This window comes from Egbenema bharatensis FJBBOT/2019, from assembly GCF_048077055.1.
Lineage (GTDB): Bacteria > Cyanobacteriota > Cyanobacteriia > Elainellales > Elainellaceae > Egbenema > Egbenema bharatensis.
In genome coordinates, this window is record NZ_CP182236.1 from 100,692 (window position 1) to 125,014 (window position 24,323).

The window sequence follows — 24,323 nt, forward strand, 5'->3', positions numbered from 1 at the left end:
ATGAGATTCAAAACGGAAGTTTAATCGACATCTCGTTTTCTAATCTATTGGAACGGTATTTAGAACGTTCGCGTGATGTTTTGATTAAAAACTATCGAGGGCAAGTGACCCGTCACCGATTAACGGATGCAGAACTGGGCGAGAATGGTATTGTTGCTTATGAAGAAGCGTTGGAATGCATTCAAGCAGCAGATTTTAGTGCAATTCCCATTAGCCCCATTGATTACATCACCCAACAGTTAGAGCAGCAAGGGTACAAGGTTTGTGAGGTAACTGGACGGAGTGCGGCACTTGATTATGCATCAGATGGTTCCACGACCTACCGAATTCGCCCAGAGTCCGATCGCACCTCACGCGCCAGAATTAATGCCGTTGCTGAGTTTAACAGCGGTGATGCGGATGTGATCATCCTTAACTGCTCTGGTTCAACAGGAATTTCGCTTCACGCTTCTGAACGCTTTGCTGACCAGCGTCCTCGACATATGATTGTGGCTCAGGCAGAACGGGACATCAATGTGTTCATGCAGATGCTGGGACGGGTTCACCGCACTGGACAAGTCGCATTACCCAGCTACACCTTGCTGATGAGCGATCTGCCTGCGGAGAAGCGACCTGGTGCGATTCTCTGTCAGAAGATGGCAGGGCTGAACGCCAATACAACAGCAGCCAGGGAAAGCGGAATTTCCATCCAAAATGTGGTGGATTTCATGAATCCCTATGGCGAGCAAGTGGTGACTGAGTTGCTCAACGATGACTTAGAACTGGACGCAAAACTCGATTTTCCATTGGCAAAAGCAGAGAACGATGCCTCAGAGATTGCCCTGATCAAAAAGGTGACTGGACGGATTCCGTTATTGCCGATCGCCGAGCAGGAAGCCGTTTACAGCTTGATTGAGTCCGAGTATCGGGATTTGGTGGAACAACAACGGGCAATGGGCGAGAGCATCTTGGAAGCCGATCAGCTTGACCTGGATGCCCGAACCATAGCACGTATGGAAGTGATTCCAGATAGCAGCAACATCCAAAGCGAGTTTTCTGGAGCAGTTCATCTAGAAATTGTTGATGTCAAAAATGCTGCCAAGCCGCTGACTCAACTTCAGGTTGTTAATGCTGTGCGAGAGCAACTGGAATTGGCAGCCGTTAGAAGCTTGGATGACCATGACCGAGAGAGTGTTGCAACGATCGCGCAACAGAAAACCACTGAGACGATCGCAACCCTGGAAACAGCCACCAGCCAATATCGAGCAGAAATCACTGCTCGTAAGCAGGATGAAGGATTGTCTGCCAAATTCAATGAGAAACTAGACAAGCAAGTCGCTCAAGTCAGGAGAGCGATACAGGAGTTTTCTGCTGGAACCCCAGTGCGAGTTGTTACGCCTACGAGTGCCAATATTTTTTATGGCGTTGTCATTGGCATTGACCAGAAGGCGCGTTCAGGCAATCCTGCGGCACCGAATGGGTGGAAGGTGCGAATTCTGGTGGCTGACTCAGCCAAGCAACTCATCCTGCCGCTGTCGAAGGTCAATACCGGGCGAGAGGGTTCAGCCGTTGTGGAAGCTCAAGAGCGGGATTGGTTTGGCAACGATGTTTACTCGCTGTTTGACCAACGGCAGGATGCCGGACGAATGACTCGGCAAATCTTCACGGGCAACCTGATTAAGGCATTTGAGAAGTATCCCAAAGGTAAGTTAATCAACTACACCGACCATCAAGGGCAGGTGCGGCAGGGGTTGATGATGCCGAAGGGGTTTGACATTCAGGAAAGTTTAGAACAAGAACCCGTTGCATTTGCTGAACCCCAACAGGTTAAAGCATTTCTCACCGAGTTAACCGATCGCCGGGGAGCCGTGAAAACCCTGGATGAATTGCTGCTGCTCAAAGCTCAACTGAACGGCGATGGCTTTGTGCTACAAACACCCAAAGCAAAAGAATCAGGCGGGCAGTATTATCTCGATGAGCAACTGATCGCGGCAGTGGGTTCCGATTTTCATTCGGTGAGCGATCGCATGGAAGTGATCGTCCCTGCCGATCGGTTAGAGCAGACCCTCAGTGTCATCATGAAACAGCGAGGGTACACGTTAGCTGCTTTTGACCACAAAGACATTGCTCGTGATTATCTAGGCATAAAGTTACCGGAACTGGAAACGGTTAAATCTGCCACGTTAGGACAGCAGAGTCATACTATTCCCAATGCCCGTAAACCCATAGTAGATGAGAGTACGCCTATCCGTTTGCGTCAGGATACCAGCAGTGTTGAAGCAACACCACGATCATTGAATGGCAGACTTAGAATTGCTTCCGCCAAAGAGCAGAAGAGAAACTTAGAAAGACGCATTACTCAATTTTTAGAGGAAGCTGGATTACGAGAGCTGATCACGGCAGAAGAAGATTTTTACTTACGGATCGAGAATGAACCATACATTCCTCTCGTGGTAGAGCGACATCATCACGAACTGTATTTAACCCATTATCTGGAACAAAATGGAGATGTCTTTATTGACTCCGAAATGATTTTCAAGATTCAATCGGATGGTCAACTTCAGTTTAAGGAGACAGCCGTTCAAGATCCATTGCGTGGTGGGGAACACCGAGCAGCCGATCGTCCCTTTGCTCAGATGTTTGCTCGCAATATTCTTGAGCAGGGATTTGCAGAAGCAGCAAGAAAAGCGCAGCACGAGACTCAGGCATCCACTCAATCTCCCAATGAACAACATGCCGCTCCAGATGAATTGCAACATGACTATGCTCTGAAACCCCTACACCCCAAACTTCAGAACTACTTGGAAATAAAAGATAATTATCCAGACGCTCTGGTGTTGATCAAAGCAGGTGAATTCTATGAAACTTACTCAGAAGATGCTCTGGTGATTGCTGATCAGTTAGAACTGGTACGAACAAGCATAGATTCTGGTGATCCGGATGTTGGACGGGTGCCATTAGCCGGGTTTCCGGTTCATGCCCTCGATCGCTACCTCCAGCAGTTAACCGAAGAATTTACGGTTGTCACTGTAGAAAAACAAAACTTGATCACTGTTCATTCGCAACAACAGCTTCAACTGCAACAAAGCGGGCAGCAGGAACCCAATATACCCATCGCATCTACCGCAACTCAAGAGGTTTTAGCAACACAGTCTGAAACTACACCTACCGAAGTTGAAGAATTGAGCTTGTTTGATCTTAATCCGTTTACTGCTGCATCAGATGATGAGGTGGATACAAGAGGACATGATCTCTCTTGGGATACGTTAGAGAAGGCATTAGAGGCAACTCCGCCGATCGCATCTCTTCCACCTTCAGAAGCAACTAATTTCGCCACTGTCAGTGCTTTTCAATCTTCTCAACCCGTTCAACAACCGGATCTCAAAGAGCTGGCAGATCAAGTTCGAGCGTTTGATTTGGAAGCAGTTGCGGCTCGCTTGGGTCTGGAGCAAGATCAGCATGACCATCACAAGTGGAGAGATGCGGAGCATATTATTAGCATCAGTGGTGGCAAGTTCATGGACTGGTTGGCGGAACGGGGTGGTGGTGGCGCGATCGACCTGGTCATGCATATTCAGGGGATGGAGTTCAAAGAAGCAGTGCAATGGTTATCAGGACAATCACTTACAATTCGTTCAGTTAACCCTAGACAACAAACTCAGAACCAAGATCATGAACCTCGTTTACTGGAAATGCCACCTCCCAATGAACGCCGTTGGATAGCGGTACGTGAATACTTAATTGAAACTAGAAAGTTGCCTGCTGCAATGATCGATCGCCTCCATGAGAGAGGTTTGATTTACGCTGATGATATGCAAAATGCTGTTTTTGTCCGCTATGCCACTCATCATACAGGCACTCAATGGTATCGCGGAGAACCAACCGGAGCCAGTTTACGGGGAACATGGGGAGAGAATAACTCGTTTCATGGTCTTGCTTCGGGATCATCGCGTGAACAGGGCTGGTTCTGGATTGGAACTGGAAAAGGAGCAGTCAAACGAGTGCTGCTGACCGAATCTCCGATCGATACTCTCTCTTTAGCAGTTCTGGATCGGACGCATCGACAAGCAATGGAGGGCGTGGCGATCTATTTGTCTACGGATGGGGCAGGAAGCATTCCGATGGAAGCGTTACGGCAAATTTCGGAACAAGATGGGCAAGTTATTGTTGCGTTTGATGCGGATCAAGCTGGTGAGCTGATGGCATGGCGTGTTGCTCAGGAGTTACCAGGAGTCAGGCGGCTTACCCCCGCCTATGGCAGGGATTGGAATGATCGGCTCGTTCATAATGGACAGCCAGAGCAGGCACCTCAATTAGAAAGAGATAAACAATCCCTTCACAATCTCTGGAAGTGGCATCGAGTCGTGCAAGAACTTGGTAAATCGCAGAACTATGTGCAGCGGATAACTGAAGTTGCTAGAGAGGTTGTTAAAGGCGAGTTCTTGTCCGAGAAGGCTAAGGTTTCAATGCATCAAGATCTGGAAGCGTTTGCTGATCAACAAAGACAAGCCAAACCGGCATTAAAATCCTTGGGAACTGTACAGGAAACATCTCATGGTGCAGAAATTGAAAGGTAAGGGGTATGCGGAAAAATAACGTACCCGTTATGGGACGCACTGCTGTGCGCCCTTACAGCAGATTTCTTCCAGGATTAGGATGCCATTTTATTGCAGATTCCTAACCCTTCAGTCCTCAAACGGTTTCACGTGCCGCGAGGTGAGCCTCGATTTCTGAGCGCGATCGCCATACAGGTCGTAGTTCTTGGCGCGCAAACAGTTCTAGCTGATCGCCACGATGGGGGGAATGGGGTTGGGTCGCATTGCCGTAGCTAGTTAAAACCATTGCGCGCACCGGATCAGCGAATTCGATCGCCGCAATGTAGCTGTCTCCATGAACGGCTCGAAAACGAGCGTTTGTGTCGGGAGCAAAATTCAGCACCTGAAAAATTCCCAGATAACCAGGGCCACCATTCGCAGGAAAATCAAACTCACCCATCCGCAGCCGAAAAACGTCGCCCCAGGAAACATTGAGTGAGCCATACTGAGCTTCAACCTCGGCTGCCACTGTTTCTAGTGCCGCGATCGCCTGAGCGGGATTAGCTAAACCATCGGGGGTGGTGAAGGGTGCCGTTTCATCCCAGGGAATGGCAAATAGGTTGGAGAAGTCCATTGCTTCAGCCCAGGCAGCAAACAGGATGGCTCCCTGACTATCAGCATTGGTTTGACGATCCCATGTTGCTAAAACCTCAGCAGCACGCTGGGCTAATTCTCCGCCTTGCTGCTGTGCGATGGGAATCAGGTCATCGAGCAGGCGATCGGCTAGTTCCATGACGGTTGAGTGTTTGTAGGTGACGAATTCTTCAAAGGAAATAGCCTCGTCTTCTGCTAACATGCGTGCCGATCGCTGTGCCCGGAATCCTATCGGTTCATGGGGTGCCATGTAGGACGGATAATCTGCGGGATTCAGTGCGCTCGGAATTGTCGTCGTCCAGGGTGGATCGTTGGCATTCTGCAACCAGCCGCTGTCTGGATCAAGCACACGCGGCAAATCCGAGTAGGGGTGCGTTTCAGTCCATAGGGTCGTTGAAGTATCACCTGGCACGACTCCAACCCAATCGTCAAAATTCCCCTGCGAGCGCACGGGCACCTGACCGTTAAATAGGTGCAAGATATGGCCTTGGCGATCGGCATACAGAATCGTGAACATGGGAATTTGTAACTCCTGGAGCGCCGATTCAAACTCAGTCAGGTTCGTCGCCTGGGCCATATTCCACCATTGTTCTAACGCCCTCGGCTGATCCAACCCCACTACCCGTAATGCCAGAGCTTTGCCATCCTGCTCTGCTACGACTGGCCCGTGAACCGATCGTCTTACTGGTAAAGTCTCTGAGCGCAGAGTGCCATCTGCCTGCCGCACTTTGAGGATTTGTTCATTCTGCTCAAAGGCTTGCACCGAATCATCAAACTGATAGCCGCCTGCCGTCAGGGTGAGTTCATAAGCATCCCAGCCGTCGTGGGTATTGATGGTGTGTGTCCATCCGAGGGAGTCATTAAAAGCAATGGCCAGCACCGGAATGCCCACTAGGGCTGCACCATAGGCATTGATACCCGGTGCCGTTAGTTGGGCTTCGTACCACAGAAATTCCCCAGACCAGGGGAGATGGGGGTTGGCTAGCAGCATGGCATGACCGTTGGTGGTGTGGGAAGGGGCGATCGCCCAGCCATTTGAACCAAAATTTGATCGTGCATGACTCTCTTGAGCGAACTGGTGAGTAGACTTGGTTTGGGCAGACTCCAGCAGATCTGAAACCTGCTCTGAATCAACAATGAAGGTGAAGTGCAACCCCCGCTGCATATGTGCGAGCAAATCTACACCCGTGACGGGCAGAACGACTTCCATTGCATCGTCAATCTGCTCTGGGTGAGTCATGGCATACGCATTCATTCCCGCAGCAAAGGCATCGAGATAGGTGCGGAAGGTGGGGTTTTGTGCCTCATACCAGTCTTGGGCACGTTCGGGAATTTCGGTTGTGTGAACCCAGCGATCGGATTCCACATAATCTTCACCCCAATATTCAGCTGCACGTCCTCGTGACTGTCCGTATAACTTCAGGATAAGGTTTCCGTGGCTTTGCGCTTGTGCCCATCCAAAGGCATGGAAAAGTTGTTCATTATTGTCGGCAAAAATATGAGGGACTCCATAGGTATCCCAGAGAATTTCAGTCGTCGTTGTGCTGACGCTGGGTTTGAAGATTCCACTCATCAGCACGATGAGCAAGCTCAGGAAAACCGAAACCAGGCGCAAGCGAACCTTCTTTGACCGATCGAGCGATCGTTCTATGAATGTTGGGTGTTGCATATTTTGAGGCAAGCGGCATGTTTTTTGAAGCTTTACGTTTGAAGCATCACCTGATGCGCCACTTTCTACTGCAATGAACTAGCAATAAAAGTTTAACAATGGATGAAATGCTGTCGCGTTGATTTGCCCATAACGGTAGGAAACCTCTACAGAAAAACGAGAATGCTATTAGCTACAACTTTACGATTAAGACTCAGTTACAACTGCAAGCTCACGCTCAGTGTTATTTGTTCACGTTATTCTCAGTCTGCCAATCGTCAATATTGCACCAGTATGGGAAGGTCAACATCGAGAAATTAGACTCCAATTTTTTGGTAGGCTTATTGAGAACAGTGTTATTTGACCTAACCGTTAGTTATTAACCAACATCATGAGACAGTTTGTCAACCTGGTGATGCTGCCAGCATTAACTACTGCTCCATTCGCCCATTAGTCATGCAAAATTATGCAAATCCGTTGGCATCAATATCAGACTGTTCTGATGCAGTACTTGAAACCTCAGTGGTTACGAGTTCTTGTGCTGCTAGTGATCTTGCTAGGAGGGACAGGGCTACAGTTGCTCAATCCTCAGCTATTGGCAAGGTTCATTGATACGGCGATCGCAGGTGGATCAACCACAACCTTACTTCAATTCGGGGTACTTTTCCTGGGAATTGCCGTTGCGATTCAACTCCTCTCCATTGCGGAAAGCTATCTGGCTGCGGATATCGGGCTACGAGCGACCAATCAGTTGCGATCGCACCTTGCCTTTCACTGCCTGCGGCTGGATCTGTCATTTCATTATCAGCAGCCACCAGGCGTGTTGATCGAACGCATTGATGGTGATGCCGATCGGCTCAATGATTTTTTTGCCCGCTTTGCCACTGGCTTAGTCGGCAATAGTCTTGTGCTGCTGGGAGTGCTTGTCATCTTGTTTAGAATTGACTGGCGGGTTGGATTTGTGCTAACCAGCTTTACCCTGGTTGCCTTCGTAGTGGTCAATGCGGTTCGCGATGTGGCAGTGCCCTACTTACACGCCGAGCGTCAAGCCAGTGCGGAATTATTTGGCTTGATTGAAGAACGGCTATCGGGCATGGAAGATGTGCGTTCCTGCGGCGCAACGGACTACGTGATGCATCGGTTTTACGAACGATCGCGCCATTTGTTTCCCCGCTTTGTTAGAGCCCAAACGATGGGAGCAACTTTTGGCGTAGTGTCGAGTGTGGTGGTAGTGTGTGGTAAGGCGATCGCCCTGGGGACAGGAATTGTTTTGTTTCAAGGGGGTGCTTTGACCATTGGTACGGTTTACTTGCTCTATCGCTATGTGGAACTGCTGGAACGCCCCATTCAACAGTTAGGACGACGAGTACAAGAGCTACAGCGAGCCGGAACCTCGATCTTGCGGATTCAAGAACTGTTGAATGTGCGATCGGACATTCCCGATAGGGGGCAAATTTATTTACCTGCGGGTGCTCTGGCTGTTTGTGTTGAACAGGTTTCGTTTCAATATCTCCTAACTGCTCACAGCGCAGATGACACTCCTCACTTTGCTCTGCAAGATCTTTCATTCACCCTAGCCCCCGGTGAAGTGCTGGGCTTACTGGGGCGAACGGGCAGCGGTAAAACCACCCTCACCCGATTACTCTTTCGCCTCTACGATTCCACTCACGGCACAATTTACATTGGCGATATTCCTCTTCCTGAGATTCCACTATCAAATCTGCGTCAGCGCGTCGGGCTGGTGACTCAGGAGGTGCAACTGTTTCACGCCAGCGTTCGAGATAATTTAACACTCTTTTCATCTGCGATCGCAGATGAAGTGATTTTGCAGGCATTAGAGGAGGTCGGGTTGGGGTCATGGTATCAATCCTTGCCCGATGGTTTAGACACGCGATTAGCCCCTGAAGGCAGTGGTTTATCCGCTGGACAGGCTCAACTTTTGGCATTTGTGCGGGTCTTCCTCAAAAATCCGGGGTTAGTCATCCTGGATGAAGCGTCTTCCCGCTTAGACCCGGCCACTGAACAACTATTAGAACAGGCAATGGATCGCTTACTCATCGGGAGAACTGCTATCATCATTGCCCATCGCCTTAGGACAGTCCAACGAGCCGACCAAATTTTGATCTTAGAGCAGGGAAAGCCGGTGGAATACGGAACGCGCGATCGCCTGCTGCAAGACCCTGGCTCCCGTTTTTCCCAACTTTTGCAAATGGGTTTGGAGACCGTTTCAGCATGACGACTTCACCGACTGTTCGCCCCATTCCCGCCTGGCGGTATCTGGTACAGCTTGCTGGCTACAAACCCTTGTTTTACCTGGCAAACGGACTGCTCGCCAGTGTCGCCTTCTATTTCTTTTTGCTGATTCCCGGACTGGTGATCCGCCAGATTTTCAATCTCCTCACGGGGGATGCTCCGGCACAGTTCAATGCCTGGACGCTTCTGGCATTGCTCGTCGGCAGCGTGGTCATGCAGCAAGGCTTGCTGTTAATCGGCATCACAGCAGACGGCTTTTTTCGCATGTTTGTTGCTACTTTAATTCGTAAACAACTCCTCAAACGGATTTTGCATCATCCGGGTGCCCAACCCTTACCCGCATCTCCCGGTGAAGCGATCAGCCGCTTTCGAGATGATATTGATGCAATTTTAGATTTTCTCACTTATTCCCTTGATCCGATCGCCCATTTGCTCGTTGGCGTGATTGGGTTAACGATTTTAGCGCGAATCAATTTACTCTTCACCTTCGCCATCTTTATTCCTGTTGTTGTGAATATTGCAGTGGTTAATCTGGCCAGCCAAAACATTCAACGGTACCGCCAAGCCAGCCAAGCTGCAATAGGAGCCGTCACAGGATTACTGGGAGAAATTTTTGGGGCAGCACAAGCGGTGAAGTTAGCAGGTACAGAAGCTCAGGTTGTGCATTACTTTGAGTCAATCAATGAGACGCGACGACGAGCTGCACTGAAGGATCTGTTCCTGTCTGAACTGCTCTACTCTTTTTCCCAAAACACCGCTAACCTAGGCACTGGCATCCTGCTTCTCGTCGCGGCGCAGGCGATGCAAGCTACGACCGGAACCTCCCTCACCGTTGGGGACTTTGCCCTATTTGTGTCTTATCTGGCTGAATTTGCGGTCATCATCGGTTTTCTGGGAGATGTGCTGACCCGTTACCGCCAAACTGAAGTCTCACTCCAGCGGCTCATTGAACTGATTCCCGGTGTTCCCCCCGCACTCTGGTGCAACACGAACCTGTTTATTTACGAGGTCGCCTGCCCGAACTACCCGTTCCCTTCAAGACCGCAGCCCATGCCTTAGAAACGCTCACCGTTAAGGGGCTAACCTATCGCTACCCCAACAGCCACCACGGGATTGCAGCGATCGACCTCACCCTGCAACGGGGCACTCTTACCGTCATCACCGGACGAGTTGGTTCCGGCAAAACCACCCTATTACGAGTGCTACTGGGGCTATTGCCCAAAGCGGCTGGAGACATTTACTGGAATGATCACCTCGTCACCGATCCAGCGACTTTTTTCATCCCACCGCGCACCGCTTACACGGCTCAAATTCCGCGACTGTTTAGCGAATCCCTTCGTCACAATATTCTGATGGGTCTTCCGGAACAGCAGGTTGATCTGCCGACTGCGCTACACTTAAGCGTTCTAGAATCGGATATGACCAACCTAGAGCAAGGATTAGATACGCTTGTTGGGCCCAGAGGCACGAAACTGTCCGGTGGGCAAATTCAGCGATCGGCGGCGGCACGGATGTTCGTCCGTCAACCCGAATTATTGGTCATGGATGACCTTTCCAGTGCCCTGGATGTGGAGACTGAGAGAAAACTCTTGCAACGCCTGTTGAGGAGTGGGAGAGTGGGAGAGTGGGAGAGTGGGAGAGTGGATATATCCGATCAACTCACCGACCCATCCACCCATCCACCCACCTACCTCATTGCCTCTCATCGCCGTCCTGTGCTTCGCCGAGCAAATCATATTATTGTCCTAAAAGATGGCCAGGTGGAGGCAGCAGGCAAGTTGGAAGCGTTGCTGGAAACCTGTGAAGAAATGCAGTATCTTTGGGCAGGTGAAATCAATCGATCTTGATTCAGAATCACTTGATTCAATCGTGGTCTGGCAAGATATGTTCCACATCCCGCAGAGTTTGAAACGCATATCCACTCACCCCAATGAACACAATGCAGAGTGAGGTGAGGACATATAAAAGTGCGATACCTGAGCCAGAACCAGTTCCTAAAAAAGAGCCAAAGATAGGGGATAAAAAACCATCCGGTTGCATAGCGGGTTCAAAGACCTGATCTGCCAATGGCCCTACAACAAGGGCTGTCGTGGACGCAATGATTAACCCAATCATTTCATCGGCAGCAAAGACTCGCCCTTGTACAACCGGCGGAACCTTCGCATACCAAATGGCGTTACTAGAACAGAACAAAAGCGGAACACATAAACTCGCCCAAATTTGAGTGGGAATCCAAACCACAGGAGATTGTCCAAAACCCAGCACTGTTTTTCCCAACCCAACCCCAATGAAGCCGATCAACATCCCGCCAACTCGCCGCTTAAACCCTCCCCAGATGCTGAGTGAAACCGCTCCAATCAATCCACCAACTCCTGCTGCGGTTGCCACGGTTCCCAAAATCTGAACATCGCCACTCGTACGAGCTAATATCATGGGTTTTAGCAAATACTCTCCCAGTTGATGGACAAACCAAAAGCTAGAAAAGGCAAGAGACATTGCTACTAAACCCGGACGTTGCAGAATATATCGAAAGCCAAACGTGACTTTTTTTACCACGCCCTCTGGTTTAGCATCAAACTCAATCATTTGCGACGGTTGCGGAATTTGAACCAACAGTAAGGTGCTAAATGCAGCGGCAAAGGTGGTGACATCAACCCAAATAATGCCACTTAGTCCAATCAACGGGTAAAGGCTGCCAGCCAGAGCGGGAGACAAAATCGCGGCACTGTTCGTCACCAAACTGCCCATGCTGCTGGCGCGGGTATAGTGTTGTTTGGGCACCATGAGGGCAACGGAACTGGAGTAAGCGAGGTTTTGAACCTGACCAAAACCACCGTGAAGCGCAACAACGGCATAAAGGTGCCAGACTTCAAGCCTTTCGGTGGCATACAACAGCCCCACGACGATCGTGCAAATCACCGCACTGGTATCACCCAAAATCATCAACCGTTTGCGGTTGAAGCGATCGACCATCATCCCTGCAAACAAGGCAATGAAAATGCGTGGTAGTTGGGAAAAAAATCCGACTAAAGCGAGTGCAGTAGCGGAACCTGTAATTTGCCAGATCCACAGGGAAAAAGCAAAGGCAGTCATGGCACTACCAATGGTAGAAACCAGTTGACCAAACCAGATAATGGTGAAGGTACGCATAGGAGCAGTTTTAAGCAACCTGGGTTAACTGGCTGACGCGATACTGTTTGGCTTGTGCCAGTTCCTTATCCTTAGAACTCCACTGGGTGGTGACATAGCTACTCACCTCGATGCGAGCCGTATACCCTCCCTGTACAGAGCCATCAGGACTGGCATACTCTAGCCGCACCTCTGCCCAATTCGCATTCCACTCCTCATTCTCAGGGTCGATCGCCAGGGTTTGTCCGGCTTTCAGGAAATGTATCCACTCCCAGCCAAATTGCATCCACAGTTCCCGCTCCAGCATTTGTTCATATTGCCCTAAGCCGGCCCAACCCCGGTAGAAGGGACGCAGTTGAGCCACAGGGACATTGCGATGAATCAATGCCTCCAGAATTTCGGGTTCCAGATGTCCCCAGTAGCGACCTTCGGGTAAATCAATCAGGGTAGGGGCAAAGTTGTGTCCGCCAAAGTGGCTACAGCGCCAGACTCGTAAGTTTCCGTTGGATTGAGGTACGTAGGTTTTGCGAATTTGCTCGTAAATAGGATAGCCAAATCGGGAACAGGCAACATCGACATTCCCGTGGACGCAAACGAACAGTTCCCGGATGTGTTCGGTGGGTTGTCGGTAAGCGTCAAACCGGAGCAGGTAGTCTGGTTGTTGCAGGAGAGCAGTGATCAGAGGCAATACCTCTGAAGTAGGCAAGAGAAATTCTTGTTTGTCAAATTCAGCAAAGAGGGTAGCAGGACGACGATAGTAAAGTAGTCGTGTTTTTCCAGGTTGGGAGTATTCGCGATTCGCGAAGCGATCCGTACCGGAATCGGGGGCGATCATCAACGGTCTGATTTGCATCCCCTGATCCTCAGTCAGGGTTTCTATCAATTGACTGGCTGGCGCGACGATCGGATGGTCTGTCCAGATGGTATCGTCCCAAGGTTGAGGAATTTCAGCGATAATCCAATGCTCATAAGTTCCAGCAGAACCGATCGGGTCTTGGCCGTTGGCTTTGGAAATGACTGAGCAAAAACGACAATCGAGTTCTAGGGTATTAGCGGTCATAAATACCTCTTATTTTGGATAGTCAGACCAGTGAAAGCGGTTTGCACCATATTTCTCATTCTCATAGCGGTTTTTGAAAAAGCAGTGCGTATGATTCATTGCTTTCAGCCATCAGGATTGGTAACCAAATATTGAAATAAGTCACCAAGGATTCGGTTGGCAACAATTGGCCCTCCAGCACCTCCCCATCTTTCGGGTGACACTTCATAAACCTGACCAGTCTGCACCGCATTGAGTTGTTGCCAAATGGGATTGCGAAGAATCGTTTCAACCTCAGAACTGGGATATTTAACAATAAACAGAACATCCGCATCGTGTTCTGGTAATACCTCTAAACTAAAGTTCTTCTCTTGAAGCAACCCTTCTTGACTCGGTGGTCGCTGCAAACCAATATCGGAAAAAATTTGACTAATGTGATGCGTTGCATCCGGCGTTGAGAGAGGTTCGCCATAGACGTGAATTACAGACACTTGAACTTCATTGAGTTGATCTGCCATTGCTTGCCTGAGTTGTTCCACTCTGGTTTGATACTGAGTTAAAACTTGATTGGCTTGATCGCCTTTTCCAAGGACTTCTGCAATGTAGCGAAACCTATCTTTGAAGGAATCGAACTGGTTATGATCAACCACTACAGTCGGCGCAATAGACGAGAGCTGGCTGTAAATTTGATGATGCAAATGATGGGTAGCAAAAATTAAATCGGGCTTCAGTGCTGCTATTTTCTCCAGGTTTGGCTGCTCCATACTTCCAAGAACTTCAATACCCTCTGATTGTTCAGCCGTTAAGCCTCTAAACTTAATTCCAGCCTCAAAAGCATAGGTTGTCGCAGCGATCGGTTTAATACCCAGCGCAATGACAGGATCAAGAATGATAGTGTCATGGAGCACAACAACTCGCTGCGGATCAGTAGGAACATGGGTTTCGCCGAGGGCGTGATTTACTAATTGAGTTGAACTGGATGCAGGTATCTCTCTGGTGGATGAATTTGAAGAGAGACTTTCACCACAGGCGATCGTCAGCAGACTGATGAGTCCTGTAATCAACAACCATTGTCCCAACCGATATTTTTTAACCGTCATACTCCCTAACTCAGAAATTGATGGATAAGGTTCCAATCACGGTCAATGGCAAACCCGGATCGATCGCAACACGGGAATTACTTGCCTCAAAATATCGCACATCAAACAAGTTTTTGATATTGAGAGCCACCTGAAAACTGGGTCTGCGGTAATACAATGCAGCATCGGTTCTGACAAAGCTAGGCAATCGAAAAGTATTACTAAAATCGCCTTGACGACTATCGGAAAAGAAGGCTCCAATTCCAAATCCCAGTCCTTGTAAATCCCCCTCTTGAATTTCGTAGGTTGTCCACAGGCTCGCACTATGTTCAGGAACGCCCCGCAGTTGATTTCCTTCTAGTGGACTCGTATCTCTGCTAATGATCGCATCCGTATAGGCATAGGAAGCAATAACATTCCAACCATTGAGGATTTCTCCAGCGATATCCAATTCAATACCACGGCTTCTTTGTTCTCCGGTTTGAATTGAAAAGTTTGGATTGTCTGGATCATCAACAGCTACATTAGATTTTGTAATTTGGTATGCAGCCAACGTTGCTGATAACCTGCCATCCAAGAACTCACTTCTGATACCAATTTCATATTGAGTTCCCCGTTCTGGATCCAGTCGGGAGTTATCAACGGTTCTAGAAAAGAGATTGGGGGTGAAGGATCGGGTATAGCTGGCATAGAGGGAAACCGTTTCGCTGGGTTGATAAACAATGCCAATTCTGGGGCTAAACGCATCATCGTACAAGCTCGTTGTTTCTGAAGCGAATAGGTCTATTGATTCATAATCAATAAAATCAAATCGACCTCCAATCAGCAGCTTGAGGTTATCTGTGAAACTGATTAAATCTTGTAGATAGATGCCGATGTTGTTTGTAGTATCAAGAAAATTATCAGCAAAATCTGATTCACCAGCAGTTAATCTGGGTCGATCGCCTCGAACATATTCTGGATCAAAAATATTAATCGGTGCAGTTTCCAGAAAGAAGTCAGGAATGCGGGAGGTAATCCGAGAAAGCTCTACTCCAAACAGAAAGTCGTGTGCAATTCCCCAAGTTGTAAAACGGCCGGTCAAATCGGTTTGCAAGGCGTAGGATTCTTCCAGTCTCCCAAGTTGCTGTCTAAAAAAACGATCGCTTCCCTCTCCTGTCGTTTCATCCAGGCTATAGGTTTCAGTGGTTAATGAGTCTGTATTGCGGGAAGTGAATTGAAAAGCACTCCGAATTGACCAATCTGCATTGAAATCGTGCTCAAACCGCAGTCCGGCTCGCCACTGCTCAACATTGTCTTCATCAAATGGCTCTCCCAATCGTCGGCTAATCGGAATATCGGCAACCCCTGTGCCAATGGCAACCAACCCGCGATCGCGGGGTCTTGTATCATCTAAGAACTCTGCATTGAGCAAGATTCGGGTGTTGTCGCTAATATCCCAAGCTAATACCGGCGCTACAAAATACCGTTCAATATTGGTAAAGTCTCTAAAGCTGCCCGAACTTAAGTAAGAAGCACTCAAACGATAGCGCAGGCTGCGATCGTCATTTAAAGGACCAGAGAAATCAAGCGAGGGACGGTAAAATTCGTAGTTACCAACTTGAAATTGAACCGAATAAAAGGGATCTGCCAGAGGTTCCAAGGTGATGACGTTGATCACTCCACCTGGTTCAAGCTGACCAAATAAAACCGATGAGGGCCCTTTGAGTACTTCAACCCGCTCAATGTTGGTGGTATCTACCAGTTCAAAGGGAACACCTCTTCTAAAACCATCTCGTAGGACAGTGCCTGCAAACCCCCGGATGTTAAAAATCTCAGCAATTCCTCCCGCCGAATTGGACAGATTTACCCCACTGACATTTCGCACGATTTCATCAATATCTTGTGCCTGCTGATCTTCAATCACTTGGCGTGGCACAACCTGGATCGATTGCGGAATATCGCGTATGGGAATATCCGTCCGGGTTGCGGTGGTTGCCCTTGACGGATTGTATCCCTCATCCTGTTCTCCAGTTACGACCACCTGAATTGCATCCTCTTCCACTCCGATCGCTTCAGTTCCCGAAGTCACACTCAACACCAAACCTTGTGCTGCTGTACTGATCTCTGCCACAGGCGGTGCATCCGTCCCCGTAATCGCTACTCGAATTCCATCGGCTCTCGGTGTTACTGCCACCAGGGCAATCCCCTCGACTGGACTAATTGATTGAAACTCCTCACCCTCCGGCAATGCCAACACCGCATTGGGAATATCTGCAATCAAGGCATTACCGACTACAGAAGTCACAGGAGTTGCCAGTTCTCCCTCTGCGGTTTCCAGAATGACCGCCACTCCCGCCTCAGTGGGAGTCACCTGTACCCCGGTCACTTGCACAACGGCCTGAGCCATCTGCTGCACCCACTCATCCACCGTTGTAACAGGGGGTTGGTGAAGCCGCTCCGCTGGAGAATCGAAATCACTCAATTGAGGAAGCAAGGACATCCCCGCTTCTTGCTCCTGCTCTGCCCGTACCACCGTTTCTGCCCCCGCAGGCAAAGCCAACAGCAACATCGGCAACACCCCACTGACTAACCAACTCAACGATCGCTCTTTGTTCATTGATTCCTCACACCACACCTATCGACGAAAATAGCTATATCGCTCTTCACCAGTGGCTAGCTGAGAGACCACGTAGTTCAGATAGAAAAGATTCTCAACTAGAGATTACGACAAAAGCGTCAGCAATTACTATTGCTTTTGTCTTCGAGATGGATTTTTTTGTCTTCGAGACGGATTTTTTGTAGCGTTTAGTCATGGCTACGCTTTGTCTGCTGTTGCCACCCCTTGGGGCTGCGCTCAAACTGCCGACGAAATGCAGCCGTGAAGCTACTACGGCTTCGATACCCCACCGCGATCGCGACTTCCTCTACCGACATTTCTGTATCGCTTAATAGTTGCCGTGCCAACTCCAGGCGTTGCTCTCGGAGATAGCCAAACGGTGTGGTCTTGAAGACGCGACGAAACCCCAGCTTGAGCTTGTAGTCATTCAACCCCACTTGCTGTGCCAGTTCCACGATCGAGGGTGGATGGGTCAAGTTCTCGGTCAAAATCGTTTTGGCATGGTGAATGCGTTCCACATCATCCGATCGCAGCACGAGTATGGGAACATCAGCTTGGTCTTGGGCTAGCCATTGGGCAAATTGCAGCGAGAGTAGTTCTAAGGCTTGGCTTTCTAGATAGAGCGATCGAGTCACGCCTTGATACGGGCAGTGCAACAAGTGCTGCAACACCTGCTGCATTTCAGGAGTGTTTTGTCCCAACGAATGGTGAAAAAAGGGTCGCGTTTCGTCGTCTAAAAATTGTTGCAATTCAGGTGCAAAAGACGCACGGTATTGAGTGCCCAGTGACCTCAAGCGGCTGGGGGACAACCAAATCATCACAAAATGCAGTTGCTCATGCCCGCAGTAAGATTCAACTTCTTGGGTATCCGGCAAGCAATAGAGATAATTTTGCCCCGCTTGCTCAATATATTCATCAGCAATGCCGCGGGTTTGCACCTGTGAACAACCTGCCAAATAGAACTTAGCGGTTAGCGGAAACTGGTCGTCGTGATGGCGCTGCAACGACCAATCAGATTGATAACTTTCATGCCTGATCTCAACCCACAGCGAGTCACTTAAACAAAGCGATCGTCGCAGTCCGTTTCCTAGCCAAGAGGGGCAGGGTTCGATTTGTTCAATCTCATCCCCATGCCAGACAGCTTTACTACGATGCCTGCTTTCCTGCCATCCTTGCTCCAACTCGTAGGACGTAGGCAATCCCGTCATACCCCTATACCCCAAGCCAATCAATGGTACTTGTCGTCAAGCTTAAGCTTCTTGAGAATTTATGTCAAGAATAAATTGCTTATCGTTTGTATCGTTCAGCCTGGAGTTGTTCAGCCATCACTGAAGTATCCGCAGCAAGCAAAAATTGTTTCAAGGGTAAGGCTTCTGGCAAGCAGGTATTAAAGTTAATAAAAATTTTTCCTATTAAGGAAAAGTAAATGTTTATGGGTTCTCCAAGAGCTTTATCGTGTGCATCTATAAGCTATTTCAGGATCTCAGCCGTTCTATCTATGTGGAGATATGCCAGTAAACTAGCAAACTAGTTGCAAAAAATTGATCTTAGGGCTACTATTCAAAATGTGTTTGTTGATAAGTCGATTCGCCCTGTTGTCACTGGGAGCAGACTTAGCCCATTGGCATCTGTGCTAGGTTAGTCCCTCTGATCGAGGATAGGTGAATTTTTATCAGTATCAAAGTGTTTCGGTTTTAGCAGATTGGCTGCACTCCAGTTTGCCCCAGGTTTAGCAGCAGCGATCGAGTGTAAAAGATTTGCATCGGTATTTAGTCAGGTTTCTATTATTTCTATTAATGGACACCAGGCAAGTGAGTAAAGGTGGAACCGCTGTTCATTCTTATGGATTGATTATCTTAATCTGTCAGAACATGAGTTTCTGCGTTTACGCTAATGGTTTTAGACAATCCTTGTGGAATTCGTCACTGTCCCTGTTAATCCGTTTTTGAGTCATTAGAGAGTAGTAAGAGAGAATTCCGATAATGATTCGTTGTAATGATGATTTCTTGGTGCTTGCCAAGGAATGTTCCACCTTGGTGGATCTTTTAGGTTGTCGATCGCGCCACCAACCGGAACAAGTCGCGTTCGTATTTCTACAAGATGGAGAAACTGAGACCGCACGCTGGACTTATCGTGAGTTGGATTGCCGGAGTCGAGCGATCGCAGCTCAACTCCAAGCACAAGGATTAACAGGGGAACGGGCACTGCTCCTCTACCCGCCTGGCTTAGATTACTTAGCCGCCTTTTTTGGCTGTCTTTATGCTGGAGTGGTGGCCGTACCGGCTTATCCCCCCCGGAATCATCGCAATACGCCACGAATCTTGGCTGTCGTCAATGATGCAAAACCGGCGATCGCTCTAACAACCACAACGATTCAAGCCAGGGTTCAATCCTTGTTAGCCGAGCAAGCTGGGCTGGAGCAGTTGCAGTGGTTGACGACAGATACGCTAACTCAAGCTGCTGGCTCAGATTGGCAAATACCACCGCTCCATTCGGACACTCTAGCGTTTTCGCAATATACCTCTGGTTCGACCGGCACGCCTAAGGGGGTGATGCTCAGTCACCGAAATCTGCTCCACAATGCGGTTGTCACCTATGAGTTGATGGGGCATTCGCCGGAGAGCGTGTTTGTTTCCTGGTTGCCTGTCTACCATGATATGGGTCTAATTGGTGGAATTTTGCAGCCATTATACGGGGGCTTTCCTTGTATCCTGATGCCGCCTGCCTCATTTTTACAGCGTCCCTATCGCTGGCTGCAAGCCATTTCTCAGTATCGTGGCACGACTAGCGGTGCGCCTAATTTTGCCTACGAGTTATGCATTGAAAAAATCACAGCGGAACAGCGACAGAGCCTGGACTTAAGCAGTTGGACGGTTGCATTTAACGGGGCAGAACCTGTGCGATCGCATACCCTGGAACGATTTGCGGCTAAATTTGCTGAGTGTGGCTTTCGTTCGGCAGCGTTTTACCCTTGCTACGGTATGGCAGAAGCGACGCTCATGGTTTCTGGTGGGCGTAAGGCGGAGTTGCCGATCGTTAAAACCGTTCAGAAAGTTGCCCTAGAGCGGAATCGGATTGTTGACACTGAAGCAAACCTTTATACGCAAGAAGAAACTCACGCATTAGTCGGCTGCGGTCAGTCTGTTCCCCAGCAGCAGGTTGTGATTGCTCATCCTGAAACGCTAACTCGCTGTGCCTCCGGTGAAGTGGGTGAGATTTGGGTATCTGGCCCCAGTGTTGGACAGGGATATTGGCAGCGTCCCGATGAAACCGCGCAAACCTTCCAGGCTTATCTGACGGATACGGGGGAAGGCCCATTTTTACGGACGGGTGATTTGGGGTTCTTACACAATGGAGAACTCTTCGTTACAGGTCGAGTGAAAGATTTAATCATTATCCGAGGTCGTAATCTTTACCCACAGGATATTGAACTGACCGCAGAACAGAGTCATTTATCCTTACGCTCTGGTGGTAGTGCTGCCTTCGTTATAGAAGTACAGCAGGAAGAAAAATTAGTTGTTGTTCAGGAATTAGAGTTTCGGCAAAAACCTGATCTTGAGGAAGTTACAGCAGCAATTCGGCAGGCGATCGCAGAAGAGCATGAAGTGCAGGTCTATGCCGTTGTTTTGATTAAGCCAGGAACAATTCCCAAAACGTCGAGTGGTAAGATTCAACGCCGTGCCTGCAAAGCTGGATTTTTGTCCGGAGATTTGGAGATTGTTGAGAGTAGCGTTCTGGAAAGCACAACTGTTGTAACGCAAGCCAGTAGCCTGAAGCGATCGGATTTATTGACACTGCCACCTCGCGAAAGTTACGCACTTTTAACCTCCTATCTCCAGGAATGGGTGACGCAGGGATTACAACTTTCACCCTCTCAAGTCAGCCTGCAACATGCTCTGTTGGCACTGGGACTCGATTCACTCAAAGTTTTTGAATTGCAAAATCGGATTGAGTCAGATTTAAAAGTTGATATACCAATCAGTGATTTCTTTTCAGGGTTGAGTATTGCCCAATTAGCAACGAAGATTTTGACTCAACTGGCAACGCCAACCGCTGATGCTTCTCTACCGCTCGCCAAAGTTCCCAGAACGACCGAGACTCATCCCCTCTCTTCAACACAACGACAGCTATGGTTCCTGCATCAATTGGCTCCAGGTACTCCAACTTACAACATCCCATTAGTGATTCATCTCAGGGGATCGCTGAACCTCATCGCCCTAACCCGCAGCCTCAATGAAATTGTGAAGCGGCATGAGAGTCTACGCACTCGCTTTATGGTGCAGGCAGGGCAACCCGTCCAGGTCGTCGTTCCACCAACCGCGCTGGAGTTACCGATCGCTGACCTCCAGGAAGCACCAGAACTAACGCAAGCTGCTCAATGCTTGTCAACAGAATTTGCTCAACAATCCTTTGATTTAGCCGATCAGCCGTTATTTAAGGTACTGCTTCTCCGGTCAGCACCAGAACACCATCAATTGCTGTTAACGCTGCATCACATCATTGCAGATGGTTGGTCGGTTCATGTTTTAATTCAGGAATTAGAGCTGCTCTATCAAGCCTTCTCCCAAGAAAAACCCTCGCCCCTTTCCGAGTTACCCATTCAGTCTATTGACTTTGCCTACTGGCAGCAGCAACAGCAACAAGGAGAGCGATTCCAGGCAGCTTTAGCCTATTGGCAGAAGCAGTTAAGTGGCAAGCTGCCTGTGCTTGATTTGCCCACCGATCGCCCACGTCCTCCCATTCAAACCTTCAGAGGTGCTCAACAGTCGATTGGCTTATCTAAATCGGTGACAGATGCCCTTCAGCATCTCGGTCAGCAGGAAGGGGGAACGCTGTTCATGACTTTGTTCGCGGCTTTTACCACCTTGCTTTACCGCTACACGGGACAAACTGATATTTTAGTGGGTTCTCCGATCGCCAATCGCAATCGAGCCGAACTTGAATCGTTAATTGGTTTGTTTGTGAATGTTCTCGTTCTGCGAACCGATCTCTCCGGTGAACCAACCTTTAGAGAATTGCTACTGCGTGTGCGTGAAGTGGCGTTATCTGCCTATGCTCACCAGGATTTTCCCTTCGAGAAATTAGTTGAGGCGATTCAACCAGAGCGAGATTTGAGCTATAACCCGCTCTTTCAGGTCATGTTCATCTTCCAGAACATTGCAACCGCGCTCCCCCAACAGTCTAATTTATCCATTCAATGCCAGGAAACCCATACTGGAACGGCGAAATTTGATTTGACTCTGATTGTCCAAGAGCAAGAGCAGCAATGGGTTGCCACTCTGGAGTACAACACAGACCTGTTTGCTCAAGAGACGATCACCCGGATGCTCAATCATTTTCAAACGCTGTTGACCGCGATCGCAGCCCATCCTGATCAAACGATCGCGAAACTGCCGTTGCTAACCGCATCTGATCAGCAGCAGTTATTAATGGAATGGAACCAGACTCAGACAATCTATCCTGAACAGGATCAATGTATTCATCAGCTATTTGAAAGACAAGTCGAGCGCACACCTAATGCAATTGCCTTTGCCTTTGAAAATGAGCAATTAACCTACTGGGAGTTAAATCAAAGAGCAAATCAATTAGGACGTTACTTAGAATCATTGAGAATTGCTCCAGGAATGCTGATTGGCATCTGTATGGAACGCTCGATCGAAATGTTGGTGAGTCTGTTCGGTGTTCTCAAAGCAGGTGGGGCTTATTTGCCATTAGATCCAACCTATCCACCAGAGCGTCTGGCATTCATGCTGACAGACTCCCAGGCATCGGTGATATTGGCCCGTCAACCGCTAGCCGAACGGTTTTCTGAACATATCGCCCAGGTGATTGATCTGGATGCGGTTTGGGAAACGATCGCTCAACAATCAACTCGTAATTTGCAGAATACTGTAACCGCTAACCATCCGGCTTATGTGATTTATACCTCCGGTTCGACAGGGACACCCAAAGGGGTGGTCGGTTCTCACCATAGCATCCTCAATCGCTGTCACTGGATGTGGCAATCCTATCCCTTTACATCAGGGGAAGTCGCTTGCCAAAAGACCTCATTGAACTTTGTCGATTCTGTCTGGGAACTCTTTGGGGCCTTGCTCCAGGGGATTCCCACCCTGCTAATTCCGGATGCTGTGGTCAAAGATCCATCCCAACTGATTACAACCCTCGCTCGTCATCAAGTGTCACGTTTAGTCCTCGTTCCATCTTTGCTGAAAGTCCTGCTGGAGACAGACCCCGACCTCCAGAGCCGATTACCGCACCTAAAGCTCATGACCACTAGTGGAGAACCACTACCCGTTGAGTTAGTGCAGCAGTTTCGCCGATCGCTTCGAGCCAGTACGCTGCTCAACCTGTATGGGTGTTCTGAGGTAGCAGCTGATGTGACGGCATATGCGCTTCAGCCGGGTGATTCCCTCCCTGCATCAATTCCAATTGGACACCCGATCGCCAACACGCAGATTTACATTTTGGATGGAATGGGACAACCTGTTCCGGTTGGAGTGGTGGGTGAAATATATGTCGGTGGGGTGCAACTAGCGCAAGGGTATCTACGGCGACCAGAGTTGACGGCAGAGCGGTTTATTCCCAATCCATTCAGCCTGGAATCAGGTGCGCGTCTGTATCGAACTGGGGATTTAGGGCGTTACTTAGCGGATGGCACGATCGAGTATCTGGGGCGGCTAGACCATCAGGTGAAGCTCAGAGGGTTCCGCATTGAATTAGGCGAAATTGAAAGCGCGTTAAATCAGCATTCAGCAATACAACAAGCCATTGTTGTAGCAATATTGCATGAAAAAGCCGATCAGAAATTAGTTTCCTATATCGTTTTAGGTTCTGAATTACAGTCAGAATTATCAAATTCTTTGCAGCAACAAGATGATTTTAAGGCAGCAACGATTAGTGAGTTACGCCGCTTTTTACAATCTAAACTACCGAGTTACATGGTGCCTACTCTCTTTGTGCTGCTAGAGACTTTACCCCTCACGCCCAATGGGAAGGTAGACCGACGATCGCTTCCTTTCCCCCAGGAAATCGATCGCCCAATTCATGAAATTTCTTATCAATCTCCTCAAACTGAATTAGAAAAAATGATTGTGAGGCTCTGGCAAGATGTGCTACAAATCGATAGGATTGGTATTAACGATAATTTCTTTGATCTTGGAGGACATTCGTTAACGCTGGTTCAGATCAACAACCAGTTACAAGTATTAATGCAGCGAACAATTCCGGTTGTTGAAATGTTTAAATACCCCACGATCAAATCTTTGGCAAGCTATTTAAATCAAGATAAAGCCGCATTGTTTCCATCCCAGCAGGTTCTAGACCGAGCGCAGAAACAAAAAGCCGCGATCGATCGGCGCAAACAACTAATGGGATACGGCAGAAAATAACACCTAAAAAAATAGAGGTT

At 48.7% G+C, this 24,323-nt stretch carries 11 protein-coding genes and 1 pseudogene; 6 read left to right on the forward strand and 6 right to left on the reverse strand.

Going from position 1 to position 24,323, the window contains the following annotated elements; translation table 11 throughout:
- Positions 1 to 278 precede the first annotated feature (278 nt).
- Together ACM1PF_RS00540 and ACM1PF_RS00545 are read left to right on the forward strand one after the other, a co-directional pair.
- A pseudogene (locus tag ACM1PF_RS00540) lies at positions 279 to 2,639 on the forward strand (strawberry notch C-terminal domain-containing protein); the annotation flags it as partial.
- A complete protein-coding gene (locus ACM1PF_RS00545) occupies positions 2,616 to 4,556 on the forward strand; it encodes a DUF3991 domain-containing protein (protein WP_416676527.1) in 1,941 nt (646 codons plus the stop codon). The pseudogene ACM1PF_RS00540 and the gene ACM1PF_RS00545, both read left to right, overlap by 24 nt.
- Before the next feature lie 115 nt (positions 4,557 to 4,671).
- Here the strand turns inward: ACM1PF_RS00545 and ACM1PF_RS00550 are convergent, their stop codons facing one another.
- Positions 4,672 to 6,837: an acylase gene (locus ACM1PF_RS00550; RefSeq protein WP_416671467.1), complete on the reverse strand. Its 2,166-nt coding sequence runs from the start codon at positions 6,835 to 6,837 to the stop codon at positions 4,672 to 4,674.
- Positions 6,838 to 7,282: 445 nt separating this feature from the next.
- Here ACM1PF_RS00550 and ACM1PF_RS00555 point away from each other — a divergent pair, with 445 nt between their 5' ends.
- The 3 genes from ACM1PF_RS00555 to ACM1PF_RS00565 are packed head-to-tail and all read left to right on the forward strand — an operon-like array spanning position 7,283 to position 10,916.
- A complete protein-coding gene (locus tag ACM1PF_RS00555) occupies positions 7,283 to 9,052 on the forward strand; it encodes an ABC transporter ATP-binding protein (protein ID WP_416671470.1) in 1,770 nt (589 codons plus the stop codon).
- Positions 9,049 to 10,128 carry an ABC transporter transmembrane domain-containing protein gene (locus ACM1PF_RS00560; RefSeq protein WP_416671471.1) on the forward strand — a complete coding sequence of 360 codons (1,080 nt, stop codon included), beginning with the start codon at positions 9,049 to 9,051 and terminating at the stop codon, positions 10,126 to 10,128. Before ACM1PF_RS00555 ends, ACM1PF_RS00560 begins: the two co-directional genes overlap by 4 nt.
- Entirely contained in the window at positions 10,050 to 10,916 is an 867-nt protein-coding gene (locus ACM1PF_RS00565) for an ATP-binding cassette domain-containing protein (protein WP_416671474.1), read from the forward strand. The genes ACM1PF_RS00560 and ACM1PF_RS00565 overlap by 79 nt, the downstream gene beginning before the upstream one ends.
- 16 nt (positions 10,917 to 10,932) lie before the next feature.
- On the opposite strand, the gene ACM1PF_RS00570 is transcribed toward ACM1PF_RS00565, so the two are convergent.
- The 5 genes from ACM1PF_RS00570 to ACM1PF_RS00590 form a co-directional block, all read right to left on the reverse strand.
- Complete coding sequence (locus ACM1PF_RS00570; RefSeq protein ID WP_416671476.1) at positions 10,933 to 12,219, reverse strand: MFS transporter; 1,287 nt, start codon at positions 12,217 to 12,219, stop codon at positions 10,933 to 10,935.
- 10 nt (positions 12,220 to 12,229) lie between these two features.
- Positions 12,230 to 13,258: a sucrase ferredoxin gene (locus ACM1PF_RS00575; RefSeq protein WP_416671477.1), complete on the reverse strand. Its 1,029-nt coding sequence runs from the start codon at positions 13,256 to 13,258 to the stop codon at positions 12,230 to 12,232.
- Positions 13,259 to 13,362: 104 nt separating this feature from the next.
- Positions 13,363 to 14,337 (reverse strand): ABC transporter substrate-binding protein, encoded by a 975-nt coding sequence (locus ACM1PF_RS00580; protein ID WP_416671479.1) that lies wholly within the window; start codon positions 14,335 to 14,337, stop codon positions 13,363 to 13,365.
- Positions 14,338 to 14,347: 10 nt separating this feature from the next.
- The gene (locus ACM1PF_RS00585) at positions 14,348 to 16,915 is read right to left on the reverse strand and encodes a TonB-dependent siderophore receptor (RefSeq protein ID WP_416671482.1); all 2,568 of its coding nucleotides are present in this window, start codon (positions 16,913 to 16,915) and stop codon (positions 14,348 to 14,350) included.
- Positions 16,916 to 17,103: 188 nt separating this feature from the next.
- Positions 17,104 to 18,123: a helix-turn-helix transcriptional regulator gene (locus ACM1PF_RS00590; protein ID WP_416671485.1), complete on the reverse strand. Its 1,020-nt coding sequence runs from the start codon at positions 18,121 to 18,123 to the stop codon at positions 17,104 to 17,106.
- Positions 18,124 to 18,897: 774 nt separating this feature from the next.
- Between ACM1PF_RS00590 and ACM1PF_RS00595 the strand changes: the two genes are divergently transcribed.
- Positions 18,898 to 24,303 (forward strand): amino acid adenylation domain-containing protein, encoded by a 5,406-nt coding sequence (locus ACM1PF_RS00595; RefSeq protein WP_416671486.1) that lies wholly within the window; start codon positions 18,898 to 18,900, stop codon positions 24,301 to 24,303.
- Positions 24,304 to 24,323: the final 20 nt, after the last annotated feature.

What these genes read in the sequence shown, in the direction of transcription:
- ACM1PF_RS00545 (WP_416676527.1), top strand. Translation starts at nt 2,616, where the DNA reads ATGTTTGCTCGCAATATTCTTGAGCAGGGATTTGCAGAAGCAGCAAGA.
- ACM1PF_RS00555 (WP_416671470.1), top strand. Translation starts at nt 7,283, where the DNA reads ATGCAAATCCGTTGGCATCAATATCAGACTGTTCTGATGCAGTACTTG.
- ACM1PF_RS00570 (WP_416671476.1), bottom strand. Translation starts at nt 12,219, where the DNA reads ATGCGTACCTTCACCATTATCTGGTTTGGTCAACTGGTTTCTACCATT.
- ACM1PF_RS00585 (WP_416671482.1), bottom strand. Translation starts at nt 16,915, where the DNA reads ATGAACAAAGAGCGATCGTTGAGTTGGTTAGTCAGTGGGGTGTTGCCG.
- ACM1PF_RS00575 (WP_416671477.1), bottom strand. Translation starts at nt 13,258, where the DNA reads ATGACCGCTAATACCCTAGAACTCGATTGTCGTTTTTGCTCAGTCATT.
- ACM1PF_RS00550 (WP_416671467.1), bottom strand. Translation starts at nt 6,837, where the DNA reads ATGCAACACCCAACATTCATAGAACGATCGCTCGATCGGTCAAAGAAG.
- ACM1PF_RS00595 (WP_416671486.1), top strand. Translation starts at nt 18,898, where the DNA reads ATGATTCGTTGTAATGATGATTTCTTGGTGCTTGCCAAGGAATGTTCC.
- ACM1PF_RS00580 (WP_416671479.1), bottom strand. Translation starts at nt 14,337, where the DNA reads ATGACGGTTAAAAAATATCGGTTGGGACAATGGTTGTTGATTACAGGA.
- ACM1PF_RS00560 (WP_416671471.1), top strand. Translation starts at nt 9,049, where the DNA reads ATGACGACTTCACCGACTGTTCGCCCCATTCCCGCCTGGCGGTATCTG.
- ACM1PF_RS00590 (WP_416671485.1), bottom strand. Translation starts at nt 18,123, where the DNA reads ATGACGGGATTGCCTACGTCCTACGAGTTGGAGCAAGGATGGCAGGAA.